Genomic DNA, 17,345 nt, shown 5'->3' on the forward strand with positions numbered 1-17,345 from the left:
TCACTTCCGGGTTTTTATTGTATAGACAATTAGCCGCTTGCAAAGGGTTTGGCCGATGCATTTCGACAGATTGCTGACCGAGGCCCGGATCGCGACCATGTCCGAGACCGGAACCCCCTATGGCGAGATCGCCCATGGCGCGATCGGGATTTCCGGCGACCGGATCGCCTGGGTCGGGTCGATGGACGATATCCCCGGTTCGGCGGATGTCACCGAGAGCCTGGAAGGCCGCTGGGTGACGCCGGCCCTGATCGATTGCCACACCCATCTCGTCTTCGCCGGGGACCGGTCGGACGAGTATGAGCGCAAGCTGGCCGGCGAAAGCTATGAAGTCATCGCCCGCGAAGGCGGCGGAATCCGCAAGACGATGACCGCGACCCGCCAGGCCGGAGCCGCCGAACTGGCTGCGCTGGCCCTGGGGCGTCTGGATGCCTATGCGGCGGAAGGGGTCGGCACGATTGAGATCAAGTCGGGCTACGGCCTCACGATGGAGGCCGAACTGGCGCAGCTGAAGGCCGCGCGTGGTATGGGGCTGGCATCGGGCATGCGGATTGTCCCGACGCTTTTGGCCGCCCACACCGTACCGCCGGAATATGAGGGGCGCTCGGGCGATTATATCGATGAGGTCTGCATTCCGCTGGTTCGCGAAGTGGCCCGGACCGGACTGGCCGAGGCGGTGGATGCCTATTGCGAAGGCATCGGCTTCAGCCCGGAAGAGACGCGGCGTCTCTTCATCGCCGCCAAGGCGGCCGATTTGCCGGTGAAACTCCATGCCGACCAATTGTCCGATACGGGCGGCGCCCAGCTGGTCGCCGAGTTCGGCGGCCTCTCGGCGGACCATATCGAATACACGAATGAGGCCGGGATCGCGGCCATGGCCAAGGCCGGCACGGTCGGGGTCCTCCTGCCGGGGGCTTTCTATGCCCTCCGGGAGACCCAGCGTCCGCCGGTCGAGGCGATGCGCGCGGCAGGGGTGAAAATGGCGGTGGCCACGGATGCCAATCCGGGCACCTCGCCCCTGGTCTCCCTGCTGATGGCGGCCAACATGGCCTGCACGCTCTTCCATCTCACCGTGGAGGAAGCCTTTGCCGGCATCACGCGCGAAGCGGCGCGGGCGCTGGGCAAGCTGGACGAGATCGGCACGATCGAGCCGGGCAAGGTCGCGGATCTGGCGATCTGGGACATCGAGCGTCCGGCGGAACTGGTTCAATGGATGGGAAAACGGCCCCTGCATGGCCGCATCCTCGGAGGAGAATGGCTGTGAGTTCTGTGGTCGTCACACCGGGCGAAATGCGCCTGGCCGATTGGGCGGAAATCTATCGCGGCGCGGCGCCGAAAATCGATGGCGGGGCCAAGCCGGCCGTCGATGCGGCCGCGCAGACGGTGGATGATCTCATCGCCTCGGGCCGGGCCGTCTACGGCCTGAATACCGGGTTCGGCAAGCTGGCCCAGACCCGCATTGCCGATGATGAACTGGCCACGCTGCAGGAACGCCTGGTCCTGTCCCACGCCGCCGGCATCGGTGAGCCGCTGCCCGCGCGCATCGTCCGCCTGATTCTGGCGCTGAAAATGGCCTCGCTGGGCCGGGGTGCCTCCGGTGTGCGCTGGACCACGATCGAGGGCATCCAGGCGATGCTGGATGCGGACTGCCTGCCGCTGATCCCGTCCCAGGGCTCGGTCGGCGCGTCCGGTGACCTCGCTCCGCTGGCCCACATGTCCGCCGCCCTGATCGGGGCCGGGGAGGTGGTGTTCAAGGGCGAACGCCTGCCCGCCGCCGAAGGCCTGAAGAAAGCGGGTCTGAAACCGCTGCAGCTGGGTCCCAAGGAAGGCCTCGCCCTGCTCAATGGCACCCAGACCTCCACGGCGTTGGCCCTGGCCGGCCTGTTCGAGGTGGAGGCCGGTTTCCGCGCGGCCCAGGTTTCCGGCGCTTTCTCGGTGGAAGCCGCCAAGGGCTCGGTCGCGCCCTTTGATCCGCGCATTCACAGCCTGCGGGGCCATCCCGGCCAGATCGCCGTGGCGGCCAGCCTGCGCGATCTGCTCGCCGGGTCCAACATCCTCGCCAGCCATGAGAATTGCGACAAGATCCAGGACCCGTACTGCCTGCGCTGCCAGCCCCAGGTCATGGGCGCGGTGATGGATCTGCTGGGCCAGGCCGGTCAGGTTCTGGAACGGGAAGCCAATGCGGTGACCGACAATCCGCTGGTCTTCACCGATACGGGCGAAGCCATTTCCGGCGGCAATTTCCACGCCGAGCCGGTCGCCTTTGCCGCTGACCAGATCGCCATGGCGGCCTGCGAGATCGGATCGATCTCCGAACGCCGCATCGCGCTTCTGACCGACCCGGCCGTGTCGGGCCTGCCGGCTTTCCTGACGCCCAATCCGGGCATCAATTCCGGTTTCATGATCGCCCATGTCACCGCGGCCGCCCTGGTGTCGGAGAACAAGCAGAAAGCCTATCCGGCCTCGGTCGACAGCATTCCCACCTCGGCCAACCAGGAAGACCATGTCTCCATGGCCACGCATGGCGCGTTCCGCCTGCTGAAAATGGCCGAGAACCTCCATGCCGTCGTCGGTATCGAGGCGATCAGTGCCGTGCAGGGGATGGATTTCCATCTCGGCCTGCAATCCTCGCCGCGTCTTGAAAAAGCGCGGAAAACGCTACGCGAGGCCGTTCCCGCCTATGGCGATGACCGCTATTTTGCCAGCGATATCGAAGCGGCCCGCGATCTGGTCGCCAGCGGTGGGCTGGTGGCGGCGGCGGGCGAGGTTCCGGGGATCGTCTGATGGACGTTTATGAGCTGCACCGGGGATCATCCCCGTTGATCGTTTCCATGCCGCATTCGGGTACGGCCCTGTCGCCGGGCCTGGAGGCGCGCCTCTCCAGCAAGGGGCGCGGCCTGCCGGACACGGACTGGCATGTGCCGCAGCTCTACAATTTCCTGACCGGATTCAAGGCCTCCACCATCAAGGCGAACTTCTCGCGCTATGTGATTGATCTCAATCGTGATCCGACCGGACATTCCCTCTATCCCGGCCAGGCGACCACGGAGCTGGTCCCGACCACGCTGTTCGACGGCACGCCAATCTACAAGGATGGCGAGGCGCCGGACGAGGACGAGATCGAACAGCGCCGGACCGAGTATTACGATCCCTATCACCGCGCCCTGACCGAGCTGATCATGCAGACGCGGATGGAGCATGGCTATGTCGTGCTCTGGGATGCGCACTCCATCGCCTCCGAAGTGCCGCGCCTGTTCGAGGGCGTGTTGCCGGATCTCAATCTGGGCACGAATGGCGGTGAGAGCTGTGACCGCACGATCGAGCGCTGGGCCGTGAAGGCCATGATGGATCACGAGGATTATGCCTCGATCGTCAATGGGCGTTTCAAGGGTGGCTGGATCACGCGGGCCTATGGCCGGCCCAGCCAGAATGTCCATGCCCTGCAAATGGAACTGGCCCAGTCCGCCTACATGAAAACCGAAGCCGCCCCCTGGGCCTTCGACGAGACCAAGGCCGACGCCCTGCGCGCGGCCCTGACAGACACGATCAAGGCGGCGCTGGATGCTGCTGCGATGCTTTATTCCGGAGAGGTGAAGTAGTGACCCAGACCCGCCGCGACAATTCCCGCATCATCCGCGCCAAGCACGGCACCGAGCTCGACGCCACGCACTGGGCCGCCGAAGCGCCGCTGCGCATGCTGATGAACAATCTCGACCCGCAAGTGGCCGAGAAGCCGGAAGAACTCGTGGTCTATGGCGGGATCGGCCGCGCCGCCCGGGACTGGGAAAGCTTTGACCGCATCGTCGCGACCCTGAAACGCCTCAAGGAAGACGAGACCCTGCTGGTCCAGTCGGGCAAGCCGGTCGGCGTCTTCCGCACCCACAAGGATGCGCCGCGGGTCCTGATCGCAAACTCCAATCTCGTGCCGCACTGGGCCAATTGGGACCATTTCCGCGAGCTCGATAAGAAGGGCCTGATGATGTACGGCCAGATGACGGCCGGGTCCTGGATCTATATCGGCAGCCAGGGCATCGTTCAGGGCACCTATGAGACCTTCGTCGAGGCCGGCCGTCAGCACTATGGGGGCGATCTGACCGGCAAGTGGATCCTGACCGGTGGTCTGGGCGGAATGGGCGGGGCCCAGCCGCTCGCCGCGACCATGGCGGGCGCCAGCATGCTGGCCGTGGAATGCCAGCCCAGCCGGATCGAGATGCGCCTGAAGACCGGCTATCTCGACAAGAGCGCCACCACGCTCGACGAAGCGCTGGACATGATCAATGAAGCCTGCGCCAAGGGGGAGGCGGTCTCTGTCGGCCTGCTGGGCAATGCGGCCGAGATTTTCCCGGAACTGGTCAAGCGCGGCGTGCGTCCGGACATGGTCACCGACCAGACCTCCGCCCATGACCCGGTGAATGGCTATCTGCCCGCCGGCTGGACGCTGGCGGAATGGGATGAGAAGCGCGAGAGCGATCCCGCCGCCGTCGAAGCCGCCGCCAAGGCCTCCATGGCCGAGCAGGTCAAAGCCATGCTCGCCTTCTGGGAACAGGGCATTCCGACACTGGATTACGGAAACAATATCCGCCAGATGGCCCAGGACATGGGCGTGGACAATGCCTTCGATTTCCCGGGTTTCGTGCCGGCCTATATCCGCCCACTCTTCTGCCGCGGCATCGGTCCCTTCCGCTGGGCCGCCCTGTCCGGCGATCCGGAGGACATCTACAAGACCGACGCCAAGGTGAAGGAACTCATCCCGGACAATCCGCACCTGCACCGCTGGCTCGACATGGCGCGCGAGCGCATCCAGTTCCAGGGCCTGCCGGCGCGCATCTGCTGGGTCGGCCTGGGCGAACGCCACAAGCTGGGCCTGGCCTTCAACGAGATGGTCGCAAACGGCGAGCTCAAGGCTCCCGTCGTGATCGGCCGCGACCATCTGGACTCAGGCTCCGTCGCCAGCCCCAACCGCGAAACCGAAGGCATGATGGACGGCTCCGACGCGGTCGCCGACTGGCCCTTGCTGAACGCTTTGCTGAACACCGCGTCCGGCGCCACCTGGGTCTCCCTCCATCATGGCGGCGGCGTCGGCATGGGCTATTCCATGCACTCCGGCCAGGTCGTCATGGCCGACGGCACCCCGGAAGCCGCCGAGCGCGTGGGGCGTGTGCTCTGGAACGACCCGGGCACCGGCGTGATGCGGCATGCCGATGCCGGGTATGAGATCGCGAAGGACTGCGCGAAGGAGCAGGGGCTGGATTTGCCGAGCCTCTAGGCGCTTTCCTCCCCATTCCATGGGGAGGTGTCCCGCAGGGACGGAGGGGCCGGCGAAGCCGGAATTACGGCGCTTCGCGCCGCCCCTTCGACCCGATGCTGCGCATCGGCCCACTTCCCCATGAAATGGGGAAGAAAGCTCTTCATTGTTCCCGAGTTTCACCCGTCAGCCCACGGTGCCCGCAGGGCACCCGGGGGGACCTCATCCATCCTGCCGGCAGGTTAGCGCAGGTCCCCCGGACAAGCCGGGGGATGACGGTGGTTTTTGGGGTCGGGGGAGGGCTCCAGTCCTCCCAATCCACCACCCATTTGTCATCCCGGACGAATGCCCGGCCTCGAGCCGGGCGGAGATCCGGGACCCATACTCCCGGTTTCCGAGATTTTTACGCGGACACGCCGAGCCTGCTTTCGGGCCAAGCTTGCGGATATGGGTCCCTGATCTGCGGCCTGCTTTCGCAGGCCATCCGTCAGGGATGACAACTTTCAGAGCATAGCTCCATTTTTGTCGGAAGTGCGTCAGCGCTGTCCGGCAAAAATGGGTTCGCAGGGATGGCGAGCGAGGGTGTGACCCTGAGATTTCCTTGTCGCCAGTCCCACTTTGCCGCCACAGGATCCAGCTTAGGATGGCAGTCTTTGGGGAGGGATGAATGTTTCAGTTCTGGCGCCAATTGATGACCATTCAGCTGATCCTTCTGGTCAGCCTGTATGTCATCCTCATCCAGTCCCATCCGCTCTGGATCGATGTCGCGGTTTTTGCCGGTAATTGTCTGCTTTGCGGGCTGGTGGCCCTGACAGCCCGTTACCGGGATAGGGCGCGTTTCATGGCCCGTTTTCTGGTGCTGGGCTGTGTGGTCTGGATTGTGATCGGAGGCTTCCATCTGGGCGAGGCGGAGCTGCGTGCCGGTCTGTTCCGCGCCTTGGCGGAGCAGGAGGAGACGCGCTGGGTGGCAGCGATTTTCGTCGAAGTGTTCGTGCTGCAATTCATCCTGCTGCGGCACAATCTCGCGGTTCAATGGCTGGGTCACGAGGTGGACGCCCATGGACGGGCGAGGCCGCCGGGGGTGGGATAGATGCGCATTTTACCGTCTCCCCGGTGGGGGAGAGGTGGTGGTGCGCCCGCGACAGCGGGTGGCAGGGATGACAAGTGCTGGCTGCGCCCATACAAAACCTCCAAACCCCGACTCATCCGCAGGAGTACTTCATGTCCGACGCGTTTTTCTCCGATCTCAAAGCCGAACTTGCCCAGATCGAGGCGGACGGGCTGTACAAGCGCGAGCGGATCATCACCTCGGAACAGTTCTCCGAGATCGATGTGACGGCGGACGGGCGCGAGAGCCATGTCATCAATTTCTGCGCCAATAATTATCTCGGCCTGGCCAATCATCCGGCCCTGATCCAGGTGGCCAAGGATACGCTGGACAGCCATGGTTTCGGCATGGCCTCGGTGCGCTTCATCTGTGGCACGCAGGATCTGCACAAGGCGCTGGAAGCGAAGATCGCGGAGTTCACCGGCCAAGAGGATGCCATCCTTTATGCTGCCGCCTTTGACGCCAATGGCGGTGTGTTCGAACCGCTGCTGGGGCCGGAGGATGCGATCATCTCCGACGCGCTCAATCATGCCTCCATTATTGATGGCGTGCGCCTGTGCAAGGCGAAGCGCTATCGCTACGCCAATTCGGACATGGATGATCTGGAGACCCAGCTGAAACAGGCCCGGGCCGATGGCGCGCGCCATATCCTGATCGTCACCGATGGTGTGTTCTCGATGGATGGCTATATTGCCAAGCTTCCCGAGATCGTCGCCCTGGCCAAGCGCTATGACGCGATGACCATGGTGGATGACTGCCACGCCCACGGTTTCATGGGCGCCAAGGGCCGCGGCACGCCGGAGCATTGCGGCGTGATGGGCGAGATCGACATCATCACCGGCACGCTGGGCAAGGCGCTGGGTGGCGCGATGGGTGGGTTCACCGCGGCGCGCAAGGAAATCATCGACATGCTGCGCCAGCGCTCGCGCCCCTATCTCTTCTCCAACTCCATCGCTCCGGCGATTGCCGGGGCTTCGCTGAAAGCGCTGGAGATGGTCGCCGAGGGTGATGATCTGCGCGCCCGCCTGACCGCCAATGCGGAGCGCTTCCGCAAGGGCATGTCCGAGGCCGGTTTCGACCTCCTGCCGGGCGAGCATCCGATCATTCCGGTCATGCTGGGCGATGCCAAACTGGCCCAGGACATGGCGGCGAAACTGATGGATGAGGGCGTCTATGTGATCGGCTTCTTCTTCCCGGTCGTGCCCAAGGGCCAGGCGCGTATCCGCACCCAGATGTCCGCCGCCCACACGCCGGAGATGATCGACCGCGCCGTGGCGGCCTTCACCAAGGTGGGGAAGGAACTGGGTGTGATCTGATTTTCGCCCCGTTACATTAAAATGCGCGGTGTTTGCGCATGGAATGAGACCTCATGGCGTTTGAAACGGATGTCATCATAGTCGGAGCCGGAGCGGTCGGACTGGCCTGTGCGCGGGCGTTTGCGGCGCGGGGTTTCGAGACGATTGTCCTTGAACGCGAGGCGGGGATTGGCCAGGGCGTGTCCTCGCGCAATTCCGAGGTCATCCATGGCGGTCTCTACTATCCCACCGGCTCCCTGAAGGCGCGCTTCTGTTCGATCGGGCGGGGATTGATGTATTCCTTCCTCGACCTGCACAAGGTCGATCACGCCAAGTGCGGCAAGCTGGTCGTGGCTACCGAAAAGGACGAGGTGCCGCGTCTCCAGGCCATCCTCGACCAGGCCGGAGCCAATGGCGTGCCGGGCATGCGCCTGATCTCCGGCGAGGAAGCCCGCGCGCTGGAACCCAATCTGCGCGCCGAGGCCGCGCTGGTCTCGCCGGAAAGCGGGGTGATGGACAGTCATGGCTATATGGAAGCCCTGGCCGGCGAGCTGAGCGCCCGGGGCGGCGCGATTGCCCTGAACACGCCCTTTGCCGGGGCCACACCGCGTCCGGAGGGCGGGTTTGTCGTTCGCACGGGCGGTGACCAGACGACGGAAGTCACGACGCGCTATCTGGTGATCGCGGCCGGCCTCGGCGCTCAGATGGCTGCGGCGGCCATTGAGGGCTATCCGGCGGCGCAGATCCCCAAACTCCATTACGGCAAGGGCGTCTATTTTGCCCTGACCGGCAAGGCGCCGTTCTCGCATCTGGTGTATCCGCTGCCGATCCCGGGCGCGCTGGGCACGCATTACCGCCGGGATCTGGGCGGGCAGGGGCGGTTCGGTCCGGATCTGGAATTCGTCGAGACGGAAGACTACAGCGTCGATCCGGCGCGGGCCGGGGCCTTCTATGACACGATCCGCCGCTTCTGGCCGGACCTGCCCGATGACGCCCTGGTGCCCGACTATGCCGGCATCCGCCCGAAACTCCACGGTCCCGGCGAAGCGATGCCGGATTGGCGGATCGATACGCCGGCGGTGCATGGCCTGCACGGCCTGATCACCCTGTTCGGGATTGAGAGCCCGGGCCTGACCGGATCGCTGGCCATCGGCGAAGCCGTGGCGGGTGAACTGACCCAGGCGCGGCCGCAGGGCTGAACCCGGGGCGGGGCTTCCCGCACGACCCCGGATTCCCGACTGTCCAATCCCTCCCGGATTCGGATGCTTCCATTCCCTCTGAAATGACCTGCATGCACAGGGTAATCTGTTTGTGTTCATGAGGTTTTTCAAAGGAGGGACGTCCATGAGAATTGGTATTCTTGTGACCGGCGCCGCGTTGGCCGCCGTCTTCATCGCCGGACTGATGTGGGGTCTGCCCCAATACGGGGTCTGGCAGCAGGAACTGGCCGGCCGCGCCGAACTCGTGCGCGCCGAACAGAACCGCCGCATCGCCGTGCTGGAAGCCCAGGCGCGCCTGGAGGCTGAGGAGCTCAATGCCCAGGCCGAGATCGCCCGCGCCCATGGTGTGGCCGAGGCCAATGCCATTGTCGCCGAAGGGCTGGGCGGGCCGGAAGGCTATCTGCGCTACCTGTGGATCCAGTCGCTCGGCGAAAACGGACAGGATGTCATCTACATCCCGACCGAGGCCGGTCTTCCCATCCTGGAAGCCAGCCGACATATCGCCCAATAGGCGAGTGAAAAAACTGGCTCGGCCGGTCCCCCCAGGGGCCGGCCGTCCCCGTTTCAGGGGATGGCGTTCGTCGCAATCCCGGTGACCCTGGCGCCAAAGCGGCGTATTCAGACAGGGTGAGCGGTTCGCCACGCAGGCGAATTTGCATCCGTTTGATCGCTTGGGGGCATCACAACGGTAACCTGTTGGAGGGGAGCCATGACGGACACCAATGCAAACGAAACCCTGACAGCACGTCCCCAGGACGAAATGCTGCCTTTCCTGAACAATTTCCATGACATCTTCACCACGATCGGTGTGGTGATCCTGCTGGCCGGCCTGGGTGCCGGTGCGGTACAGGTGCTCGACGGACTGGCCCTGCCGGAAGGCGAGCAGGGCTGGCAGGCCGTGCTGATGGGCCTGATCGGCGGCATTGCCGTGATCATCTGGGCGCTGTCCGCCCTGCTGGTCGGCAAGCAACGCCGCATCCTGCCCGGCATCGTCTTGAGCGGTGCCTTCGCCGTGGCCTCGGCCATCGTTCTGGTCTGGGCCTATGTCCAGTTCCTGATCCATGGTGTGGGCATCACGGAAGCCTCGCTGGAAGCCGCTGTGGCACCGGTTGACGACATGGAGTTCGGCCGTGATGCGGTGATGGCCCTGGCCAATGCCCTGCCGGTCTGGGTGCGTATCCTGCCAATGGTCGCCGCCCTGGCGGCTCTGGCCCCGATGATCGCCTATTACCTGAATTTCCGCCTGCCGTTTGCGGGTGGTCTGACCGGGGTCGGCCTGGTGGGTCTGGTCGTCGCGACCCTGTTCACCATTGATCCCTATACGACGATCGTCTGGATGCCGGCCGTGAATGTGGTCGCCGGTGCGGCCTTGCTGCTGGCAGGGATCATTTTCGACAGCCGTGATCCGGACCGCAACACCCGCATCTCCGGCACCGCCTTCTGGCTGCACTTCTTCGCCGCGCCGATGCTGCTGACCGCCGTGCTGAACGTGACCCAGCTGGGCTGGACCTTCTCGGAAGCCGATTTCGCCAATCCGGAAGCCTTCAGCCTGTTGTCGGCGATGGCCACGAACAGCGCCGAAGCGACCGGCCTGGCCGCCATCGCCCTGGCCGTAATCGGTGTGTTCGCCCTGATCTCCCTGCTGATCAACCGGCGCGCCCTGATCGTCTCGGGCCTGCTGACGGCCGGCATCGCGATCAGCGTCCTGGTCAGCGCGTCCGGCCTGGGTGTGGGCGCCGTGGTCGCCGTGACCCTGCTGGTCCTGGGCGCTGTCGTGGTCCTGCTGGGCGCGGCCTGGAACCCGGTCCGCAAGATCCTGCTGACACCGCTGCCGAGCGAGGGTCCGCTGGCCCGGATTTTCCCGCCGGCCAATGGCGCGGTGGGATAGGTCCCGCTTGACCTGAACCCTGGCTTGCGGCCTCATTCCCCCGGACATGTTCGTTGGGGGAATGGGGCCGCATGCGTATCAAGGCAAGCCAGTGGACCTTCGGGCTCACCATCCTTCTGGCCGTGGTGACACTGGCCTTTCCGCTGGCCCTGTTCGGACAGCCGCCGGAGCCGGCCGTGCCCCTGGCGGACGGGTTTCGCACGCCGATCCTGGCCTTTGAATTCGCCACGAGGGCGAGCGATCTGGCCTTCCTGCAGGGTGAGGCCGGTGCGGAGATGCGGGCCCATATGCGCCATGTCCAGTTTCTCGACTGGTTCTTCCCGGTCGCCTATGCGGGCATGGCCGCCAGCTTCTTCATGGGCATGGCCCTGCGCGGCAATTTCCTGGCCCTGATCGGGGTCGGCCTGGCGCTGGCGACGATTCCCGCCGACTGGCAGGAGAATGCGGCGATGAACGCCATTCTCGACGAGTTCGAGAATCCGATCTGCAATGAGAGCAATATTCCCCCGGAGCGGCGTGAGGATTATGTCCTGCGCGATTGCCTGGGCGAGGACGCGTTCGCGGATGCCGCGCCGGAGTACGAGCTTGTCTCCTTTGCGCTGGATAGTCTCATCCCCGTGAAGGTGGAAATCCTGCGCATTGATACCTGGATCAAATGGGGCCTGATCGGCGCCTATGCCGCCTGGCTGGCGATCCTGTTTTTCCTCGCCAAACGCCGTCTTCTCGCCATCCCGCCAGCGCTCGCCGCGCTGTCCGTGGCGGCCTGCTGGATTGCGGTCAGCACCGGTCTGGGGGCGGAGATAATGGCGGAACTGATGTCCCTTGTGCTGATCCCCTTCATGCTCACTTTTCCCGTCGCCGCGGTGATGTATGTTCTGGGGCACAAAAAGCGCCGCCGATAGACGCGGCCGCCACCCCAATCCCGAGGAAGTCCATGAAAGCGCTTGTCAAAGCCAAACCGGAAGAAGGCATCTGGATGGAGGATGTCGATGCGCCGAAAATCGGTCCGGACGACGTGCTCATCCGCATCAACAAGACCGCCATCTGCGGCACGGATATCCATATCTACAATTGGGATGACTGGGCCGCGAAAAACGTCCCGACGCCGATGGTCGTCGGCCATGAATATTCCGGCGAGATCGTCGAGGTCGGCGGCAATGTCACCCGCGTGAAGGTCGGCCAGCGCGTCTCCGGTGAAGGCCATGTCGTGGGCGCCACCAGCCGCGCCGCACGGGCGGGACGTTTTCACCTGGATCCCGACACGATGGGCGTGGGTGTGAACATCCCCGGTGCCTTTGCCGAATACATGAAACTCCCGGCTTTCAACGTCGTACCGCTGCCACCTGAAGTATCGGATGAAATGGGCGCGATCCTCGATCCGCTCGGCAATGCCGTGCATACGGCGCTGCAATTCGACCTGATCGGCGAGGATGTTTTGATCACCGGCGCCGGTCCGATCGGCATCATGGCCGCCGCCATTGCCCGCCATGTCGGCGCCCGCCATGTCGTTCTGACCGATATCAATACCCACCGGCTCCACCTCGCCAGCCAGGTCGCCCCGAACATCCGCACCGTGGATGTCTCCAAGGAGGACCTGCACGATGTCCGCCATGAGCTGAAAATGACGGAAGGCTTTGATGTGGGACTGGAAATGTCCGGCGCGCCGATGGCCTTCGGCTCCATGCTCGACAATATGGTGATGGGCGGAAAGATCGCGATGCTGGGCCTGCCCTCCAAGCCGATCGAAGTGGATTTCGGCCAGCTTGTCCTCAAGGCGATCACGCTGAAGGGCGTCTATGGACGGGAAATGTTTGAGACCTGGTATAAGATGATCGCCATGCTGGAGAGCGGTCTGGATGTCTCCCGCATCATCACCCACCACTACAAGGCCGATGAATTTGCCAAGGGTTTCGAGGCCATGCGCTCAGGCAAGTCCGGCAAGGTCGTGCTGGACTGGAGTTGATCATGTCGGCGGAAAAACGCGTGCCTCTGGAAGGCTTTGTGGAATACGCACCGGACGAGATGTCGGCGCGGGTGACGGAATTCTCCGAAAACCTGCGCCGTCGCCGCACCGTGCGCGATTTCGATGACCGGCCGGTGGACAAGTCCATCATCGAACAGGCCATCCTGGCCGCCGGTTCGGCCCCGTCCGGCGCCAATCACCAGCCCTGGCATTTCGCCGTCATCCAGGACCCGGCCAAGCGCAAGGCCTTGCGTGAGGCCGCCGAGACCGAAGAGCGGGCCTTCTATGAGGGCAAGGCGTCGGAGGAGTGGCTGGAAGCCCTGGCCCCGCTGGGCACGGATGCGAACAAGCCCTTCCTGGAGCATGCGCCCGTCCTGATTGCCGTTTTCGCCCAGAAGCGCGGGGGCGAAAAGGCCGGCCAGTCCAAGAAGAATTACTACATCAATGAAAGCGTCGGGATCGCCTGCGGCTTCCTGCTGGCAGCCCTGCACGAGGCCGGTCTGGTCACCCTGACCCACACGCCCAATCCGATGCGCTTCCTCAATGAGGTCTGCGAACGCCCGGTCGACGAGAAGCCCTACATGCTGATCGTCGGCGGCTATCCGGCCAAGGACGCGACCGTGCCGGAACATGCGCTGATCAAGAAATCGCTGAGCGACATCACCTCTTGGCTGTAGACTGATCCCGACAATAATGACGGGCATGCGGGCCAGTGGTCCGGCGTGCCTTGTATCGGGGGAAGTCATGGCTCTGTTTCAGCGTTTCAGTCGCCGTTCCTTTTTGCACCGCGTGACCGGGGGTGTGGCCCTGGGCAGTCTTGTCTCTATCGGGAGCGGTTATGCCTTCGGCCAGGCCTGGACCGGAGTGAGCGACAGCGATGGCGGGACCCAGGCAGACCGGGCCGGTTACGGGCGGAGCGGTATCTCGCCCTCCAGGTTCATCGACACGGATGGCGGACCGAACGCGGATCCGGCTGGGCAGGGACGCGGCAATCAGCGGCGTTCCTTGTCTGGTGTGACCGATGCAGATTCCGGTCCGCAAGCTGATCCGGCCGGGAATGGCCGCACGGGCGCGGGGCGTGACGAGGCCTTGCAGGCCGAGCGCGCCCGGGTCGCGGCCGAGAATGCCCGGATTGAGCAAGAGAACCAGCGCATCCGCGACATGGAACAGGAGCGTCGGCGCCTTGAACAGGAAATGCAGGCCATCGGCGGCAAGCCGCAGCCCTGATGCAGGACTGACCATCCTGGCTAAGTCGCGAAAAAATCGCCCGGACCTGGGGAGGCCCGGGCGGTTTGCTATTGCCCGAAGCGCGTATTGATCCAGTCTTCGATCAGGGCGAGGGCCTGCGGATTGAAGGTCTCCTCGATCTGCGCGTATTCCGGGATGGTGCCGGTTTGGGCGGTCTGGAACATGTGGTTGAGGCCGGGCAGCTCCATCAGCGTGACATCATCATTGTGGGCGAGGCCGGTCTCGAGACCGGCCAGATTCGGGCCCGGTACGACCTGCAAGTCGAGGGAACCATTGAGCGCCAGGACGGGTTGATCCACATCGACCAGATACTCAGCCGGATCGTGGTTGAGGAAGGCGCGCTGCCAGGCCCGCACATTCTGGCCGATGAAGAGGGATTTCTGGTCCGGCGTGGCGCCCAGGAAGGTCAACACCTCGGGCGTCAGGATCTCGTCCAGCGCGGTGCGGGCGGCGGCTTCATCCGGTGCCGAACAGGCGGCGTCTGTGATCTCTAGGACAAGGCCGTGCAAACGCTCCAGATCCGCCTCGCTGCGGCCCGCGGCGCGGGCGGCGGCGATGGATTGGTCGAGGATGATCTCCTGGCCATCCGTGCCGGGCCCGGCCAGCAGGACGATATAGGCGATCTCACGATTGTACGCGGCGAGCACCGGTGCGATCAGCCCGCCCTCGGAATGGCCGATCAGGCCGACCGCGTTGGCATTGATCGCGGGCTGGGTGCGCAGCCATTCGGTGACGGCCTGCGCGTCACTGGCGAAATCCATCGAGGTCGATGACGCGAAATCGCCGGTGGAGTCAGCATAGCCACGATCATCATAACGCAGCACGGCAATGCCATTGCGGGTCAGGTGATCGGCCAGGACGGCGAAGGGCTGGTGGGTCCAGACGGTTTCATTGCGGTCCTGCGGACCGGAGCCGGAAATCAGGACGGCCGCCGGGAAGGGGCCTTCGCCCTGCGGCAGGGTCAGGGTGCCGGCCAGGGTGACACCCTCGGCAACCGGATTATCGATCCGCACGTCGATCTCACGATAGGGAAAGGGCGCGACCGGCGTTTGCGGGCGGTTGGGGTGTGCCACCTCGATGGATTGGCGCTCAAAGCGCACAACAGCATCATCAAAGCCCGGGCGCTGCCAATTGCCGGTCAGGACGCTTCCGTCCGCGTCCAGTTGCCCCTCATAGGTGACATTGGCCGCCGGGACGCGGAAGCGGATCGTATCGCCTTCGCGCTCCAGCCCGGCGACAGGGATGCCGTAGGCGCCCTGGGTGACCGAATCCAGGCTGGCCCATGTGCCATCATTCCCGGTTTCGACATTCAGCGTGAATTCCAGCTGGATGGCGTCGCGGTCGAGTTGGCCCGTCCAGCTGCCGTCCAGGCCGTCGATCACGATGACAGGCGCGGCTTCGGCGCGGGCGAAGTCGAGTTCCAGCGTCGCGCCCTGGGTGAATTCGCCATCATAATGACCGGCTTGGGCGTCCCATTCGCCCTGGTAGCTGGCGCCGAGTGCGCTGATTTCGAAGCGCATTTCGGTGTCATCGATGAAGAACTCGCTCATCGGAATGCGCTGGCCGGGGGCCTGGTCCAGGCTCTCCAGCGTGGCGGTCAGCCCGCCATCCCCGGTTTCGATGGCATGCACCATCAGCCGCAGCGCGCCATTGGGTGTGGAGAGGGTGCCCAGCCAGTCGCCGGCCAGGTGGTCATCGGCCAGGGCCGGGGCGGTCAGGCCAAGGCAAAGCATGAGGGCGGATTGCGTCATCGCAATCGCCAGGTTTCGCATTCTTCCCATCTGGGTCTCCTGTCTTCAGGCCAGCCGGTCTCGTTCGCCCGTTGGGGGCGGTCTCCTGGTCAGGATGACAGGATGGCAGGTTCAGGCGCAAAGGTTGCGCGGATCAGTTCATGAATTGAAAATTAGCTAAATATCGAATTGAAAGCAAGTGTCATTTTGTCATTTATCTAATTGATTGGGCTGAAATACGCGCTGGCACGCAAAAAGAACGCCCGGATCAGGGAGATCCGGGCGCTTGTTGTCCGACCAACCGTGTCTTGGATCGGAACGCGTATGCCATGAAGAACCGGGAGTGAGGCAGGGACCGGTTCCTCGTCAGGGTGGGGCGACCCCTAGGCCCGCACGCGTCTGCGGATGGCTGTGAAGGACCAGATCAGGGCAATGATCCAACCGATACCGGTCCAGCCCAGAAGCAGATTCGTCAGGAAGATCGCGAACGTGTTGTCGTGTCCGCGCAGCAGCGCGATGAGTACCGGCAGGAAGAAGACGACCAGCGCCGCAATTCCCGTCTCCACTCCGCCCAACATGATGATCTCCATCTCGATTGCTCCGTATTATCGAATTTCGATATGAATGTATGAGCGGATGCAGAGCGGCACAAGACAGAGGCAGGGGGGAATGGAACGGGATTTGTCCCCCCGGGGAGTCAGCTCGGTTCAAGCCGCACGGTCTGCGCGGGGTGGGCGGCCGAATTTGCGGCTGTATTCGCGGGAGAACTGGGTCGGGCTTTCATAACCGACGGCGAAGGCCACGGCCGACACGCTGCCCTCGCCATCGAGCAGACGGCGCTGGGCCTCCAGCAGGCGCATGGATTTCTGGAATTGCAGCGGACTGGTGCCGGTCAGGGCGCGGAAATGCTCGTGGAAGGAGGACGCGCTCATCCCCGCTTCGCGGGCGAGGTCCTGCACGGTGAGCGTGGCGGTGTAGTCCCGGCGGATCCGGCTGATCGCGCGGGAGAGACGCGCGGTGTGGGTGTCGGGTTGCACGAGATTGCGCAGGAGTTCGCCATCGGGGCCCCGCAAGAGGCGGTAATGAATCTCCCGGACCAGAAGCGGGGCGAGGGCGGTGATGTCCTGCGGCGTTTCGTTCAGGCGGAAAAGGCGCAGCATGGCCTCGGTCAGGGGCTCGGCCACCGACTGGACCCGCATGCCGCTGCGGGATGCGGACGGGTCTGCTGCAGCCGGTTCCGGATGTTCGCTGACCAGTTCACGGAGCAGTCGCGTATCGAGCTGCAGGGCCAGCGCCAGATAGGGGGCTTGCGGCGAGGCTTCCACGACGCGTGCGGTGGTCGGCAGGTCGATGCTCACAATCAGGGCGTGGCCGCGCTCGAAGGTCAGGGCCTTGTCGCCGATGAAGCTCTGCTTGGCGCCCTGGAGAACAAGGCAGAAGATCGGCTCATAGCGCACGCAGGTAAATTCGGTGGTGCGGCGGCTGCGGACCAGGGAGAGGCCCGGAATCACGGTCTCATGCGGCCAGTCGTCAAAGCTGTTGCGGTCGGCATAGTCGATCAGGTCGCGCAGGCTGTCAGCGGGCAGGGGCATGGCAGAATCTCCTGTCATCCACCTAGGACGGGCAAGGCGGACCGGCAAGCGACCCG

Annotated in this window: 16 protein-coding genes; 13 read left to right on the forward strand and 3 right to left on the reverse strand. The window is 64.3% G+C overall.

Annotation, left to right across the window (positions count from 1 at the left end):
- The first annotated feature begins 55 nt into the window (after positions 1-55).
- From hutI to FCS99_RS00815, 13 genes are all read left to right on the forward strand, one after another.
- Positions 56-1,264, forward strand: a complete 1,209-nt coding sequence (gene hutI, locus FCS99_RS00755) for an imidazolonepropionase (protein WP_138509545.1) — start codon at positions 56-58, stop codon at positions 1,262-1,264.
- Complete coding sequence (gene hutH, locus FCS99_RS00760) at positions 1,261-2,784, forward strand: histidine ammonia-lyase (protein ID WP_138509547.1); 1,524 nt, start codon at positions 1,261-1,263, stop codon at positions 2,782-2,784. The genes hutI and hutH overlap by 4 nt, the downstream gene beginning before the upstream one ends.
- Positions 2,784-3,599 (forward strand): N-formylglutamate deformylase, encoded by an 816-nt coding sequence (hutG, locus tag FCS99_RS00765; protein WP_138509549.1) that lies wholly within the window; start codon positions 2,784-2,786, stop codon positions 3,597-3,599. Before hutH ends, hutG begins: the two co-directional genes overlap by 1 nt.
- Entirely contained in the window at positions 3,599-5,266 is a 1,668-nt protein-coding gene (gene hutU, locus FCS99_RS00770) for a urocanate hydratase (RefSeq protein ID WP_138509551.1), read from the forward strand. Before hutG ends, hutU begins: the two co-directional genes overlap by 1 nt.
- 646 nt (positions 5,267-5,912) lie before the next feature.
- Positions 5,913-6,335: a hypothetical protein gene (locus FCS99_RS00775; RefSeq protein WP_138509553.1), complete on the forward strand. Its 423-nt coding sequence runs from the start codon at positions 5,913-5,915 to the stop codon at positions 6,333-6,335.
- 131 nt (positions 6,336-6,466) lie between these two features.
- Positions 6,467-7,669: a glycine C-acetyltransferase gene (gene kbl / locus FCS99_RS00780; protein WP_138509555.1), complete on the forward strand. Its 1,203-nt coding sequence runs from the start codon at positions 6,467-6,469 to the stop codon at positions 7,667-7,669.
- 53 nt (positions 7,670-7,722) lie between these two features.
- The gene (locus FCS99_RS00785) at positions 7,723-8,847 is read left to right on the forward strand and encodes an NAD(P)/FAD-dependent oxidoreductase (RefSeq protein WP_138509557.1); all 1,125 of its coding nucleotides are present in this window, start codon (positions 7,723-7,725) and stop codon (positions 8,845-8,847) included.
- Between the two features lie 145 nt (positions 8,848-8,992).
- Positions 8,993-9,379 carry a membrane protease subunit gene (locus tag FCS99_RS00790; protein WP_138509559.1) on the forward strand — a complete coding sequence of 129 codons (387 nt, stop codon included), beginning with the start codon at positions 8,993-8,995 and terminating at the stop codon, positions 9,377-9,379.
- Between the two features lie 198 nt (positions 9,380-9,577).
- Entirely contained in the window at positions 9,578-10,756 is a 1,179-nt protein-coding gene (locus FCS99_RS00795; protein ID WP_138509561.1) for a hypothetical protein, read from the forward strand.
- A 71-nt stretch (positions 10,757-10,827) separates the two neighbouring features.
- Positions 10,828-11,658, forward strand: a complete 831-nt coding sequence (locus FCS99_RS00800) for a hypothetical protein (RefSeq protein WP_138509563.1) — start codon at positions 10,828-10,830, stop codon at positions 11,656-11,658.
- Positions 11,659-11,690: 32 nt separating this feature from the next.
- Positions 11,691-12,719 carry an L-threonine 3-dehydrogenase gene (gene tdh / locus FCS99_RS00805; RefSeq protein WP_138509565.1) on the forward strand — a complete coding sequence of 343 codons (1,029 nt, stop codon included), beginning with the start codon at positions 11,691-11,693 and terminating at the stop codon, positions 12,717-12,719.
- Positions 12,720-12,721: 2 nt separating this feature from the next.
- Positions 12,722-13,396, forward strand: coding sequence for a nitroreductase family protein (locus FCS99_RS00810; protein WP_233352609.1), 675 nt, complete (start codon positions 12,722-12,724; stop codon positions 13,394-13,396).
- Between the two features lie 67 nt (positions 13,397-13,463).
- Positions 13,464-13,946 carry a hypothetical protein gene (locus tag FCS99_RS00815; RefSeq protein WP_138509567.1) on the forward strand — a complete coding sequence of 161 codons (483 nt, stop codon included), beginning with the start codon at positions 13,464-13,466 and terminating at the stop codon, positions 13,944-13,946.
- A 68-nt stretch (positions 13,947-14,014) separates the two neighbouring features.
- Here the strand turns inward: FCS99_RS00815 and FCS99_RS00820 are convergent, their stop codons facing one another.
- The 3 genes from FCS99_RS00820 to FCS99_RS00830 form a co-directional block, all read right to left on the reverse strand.
- On the reverse strand, positions 14,015-15,748 hold the full coding sequence (locus FCS99_RS00820) for an alpha/beta hydrolase family protein (protein WP_233352610.1): 1,734 nt from the start codon (positions 15,746-15,748) through the stop codon (positions 14,015-14,017).
- A gap of 332 nt (positions 15,749-16,080) precedes the next feature.
- Positions 16,081-16,275: a superinfection immunity protein gene (locus FCS99_RS00825; protein WP_233352611.1), complete on the reverse strand. Its 195-nt coding sequence runs from the start codon at positions 16,273-16,275 to the stop codon at positions 16,081-16,083.
- Between the two features lie 129 nt (positions 16,276-16,404).
- Entirely contained in the window at positions 16,405-17,289 is an 885-nt protein-coding gene (locus FCS99_RS00830; RefSeq protein WP_171036191.1) for an AraC family transcriptional regulator, read from the reverse strand.
- Between the last annotated feature and the right edge of the window lie 56 nt (positions 17,290-17,345).

This window comes from Maricaulis alexandrii, from assembly GCF_005871165.1.
GTDB classification, from domain to species: domain Bacteria; phylum Pseudomonadota; class Alphaproteobacteria; order Caulobacterales; family Maricaulaceae; genus Maricaulis; species Maricaulis alexandrii.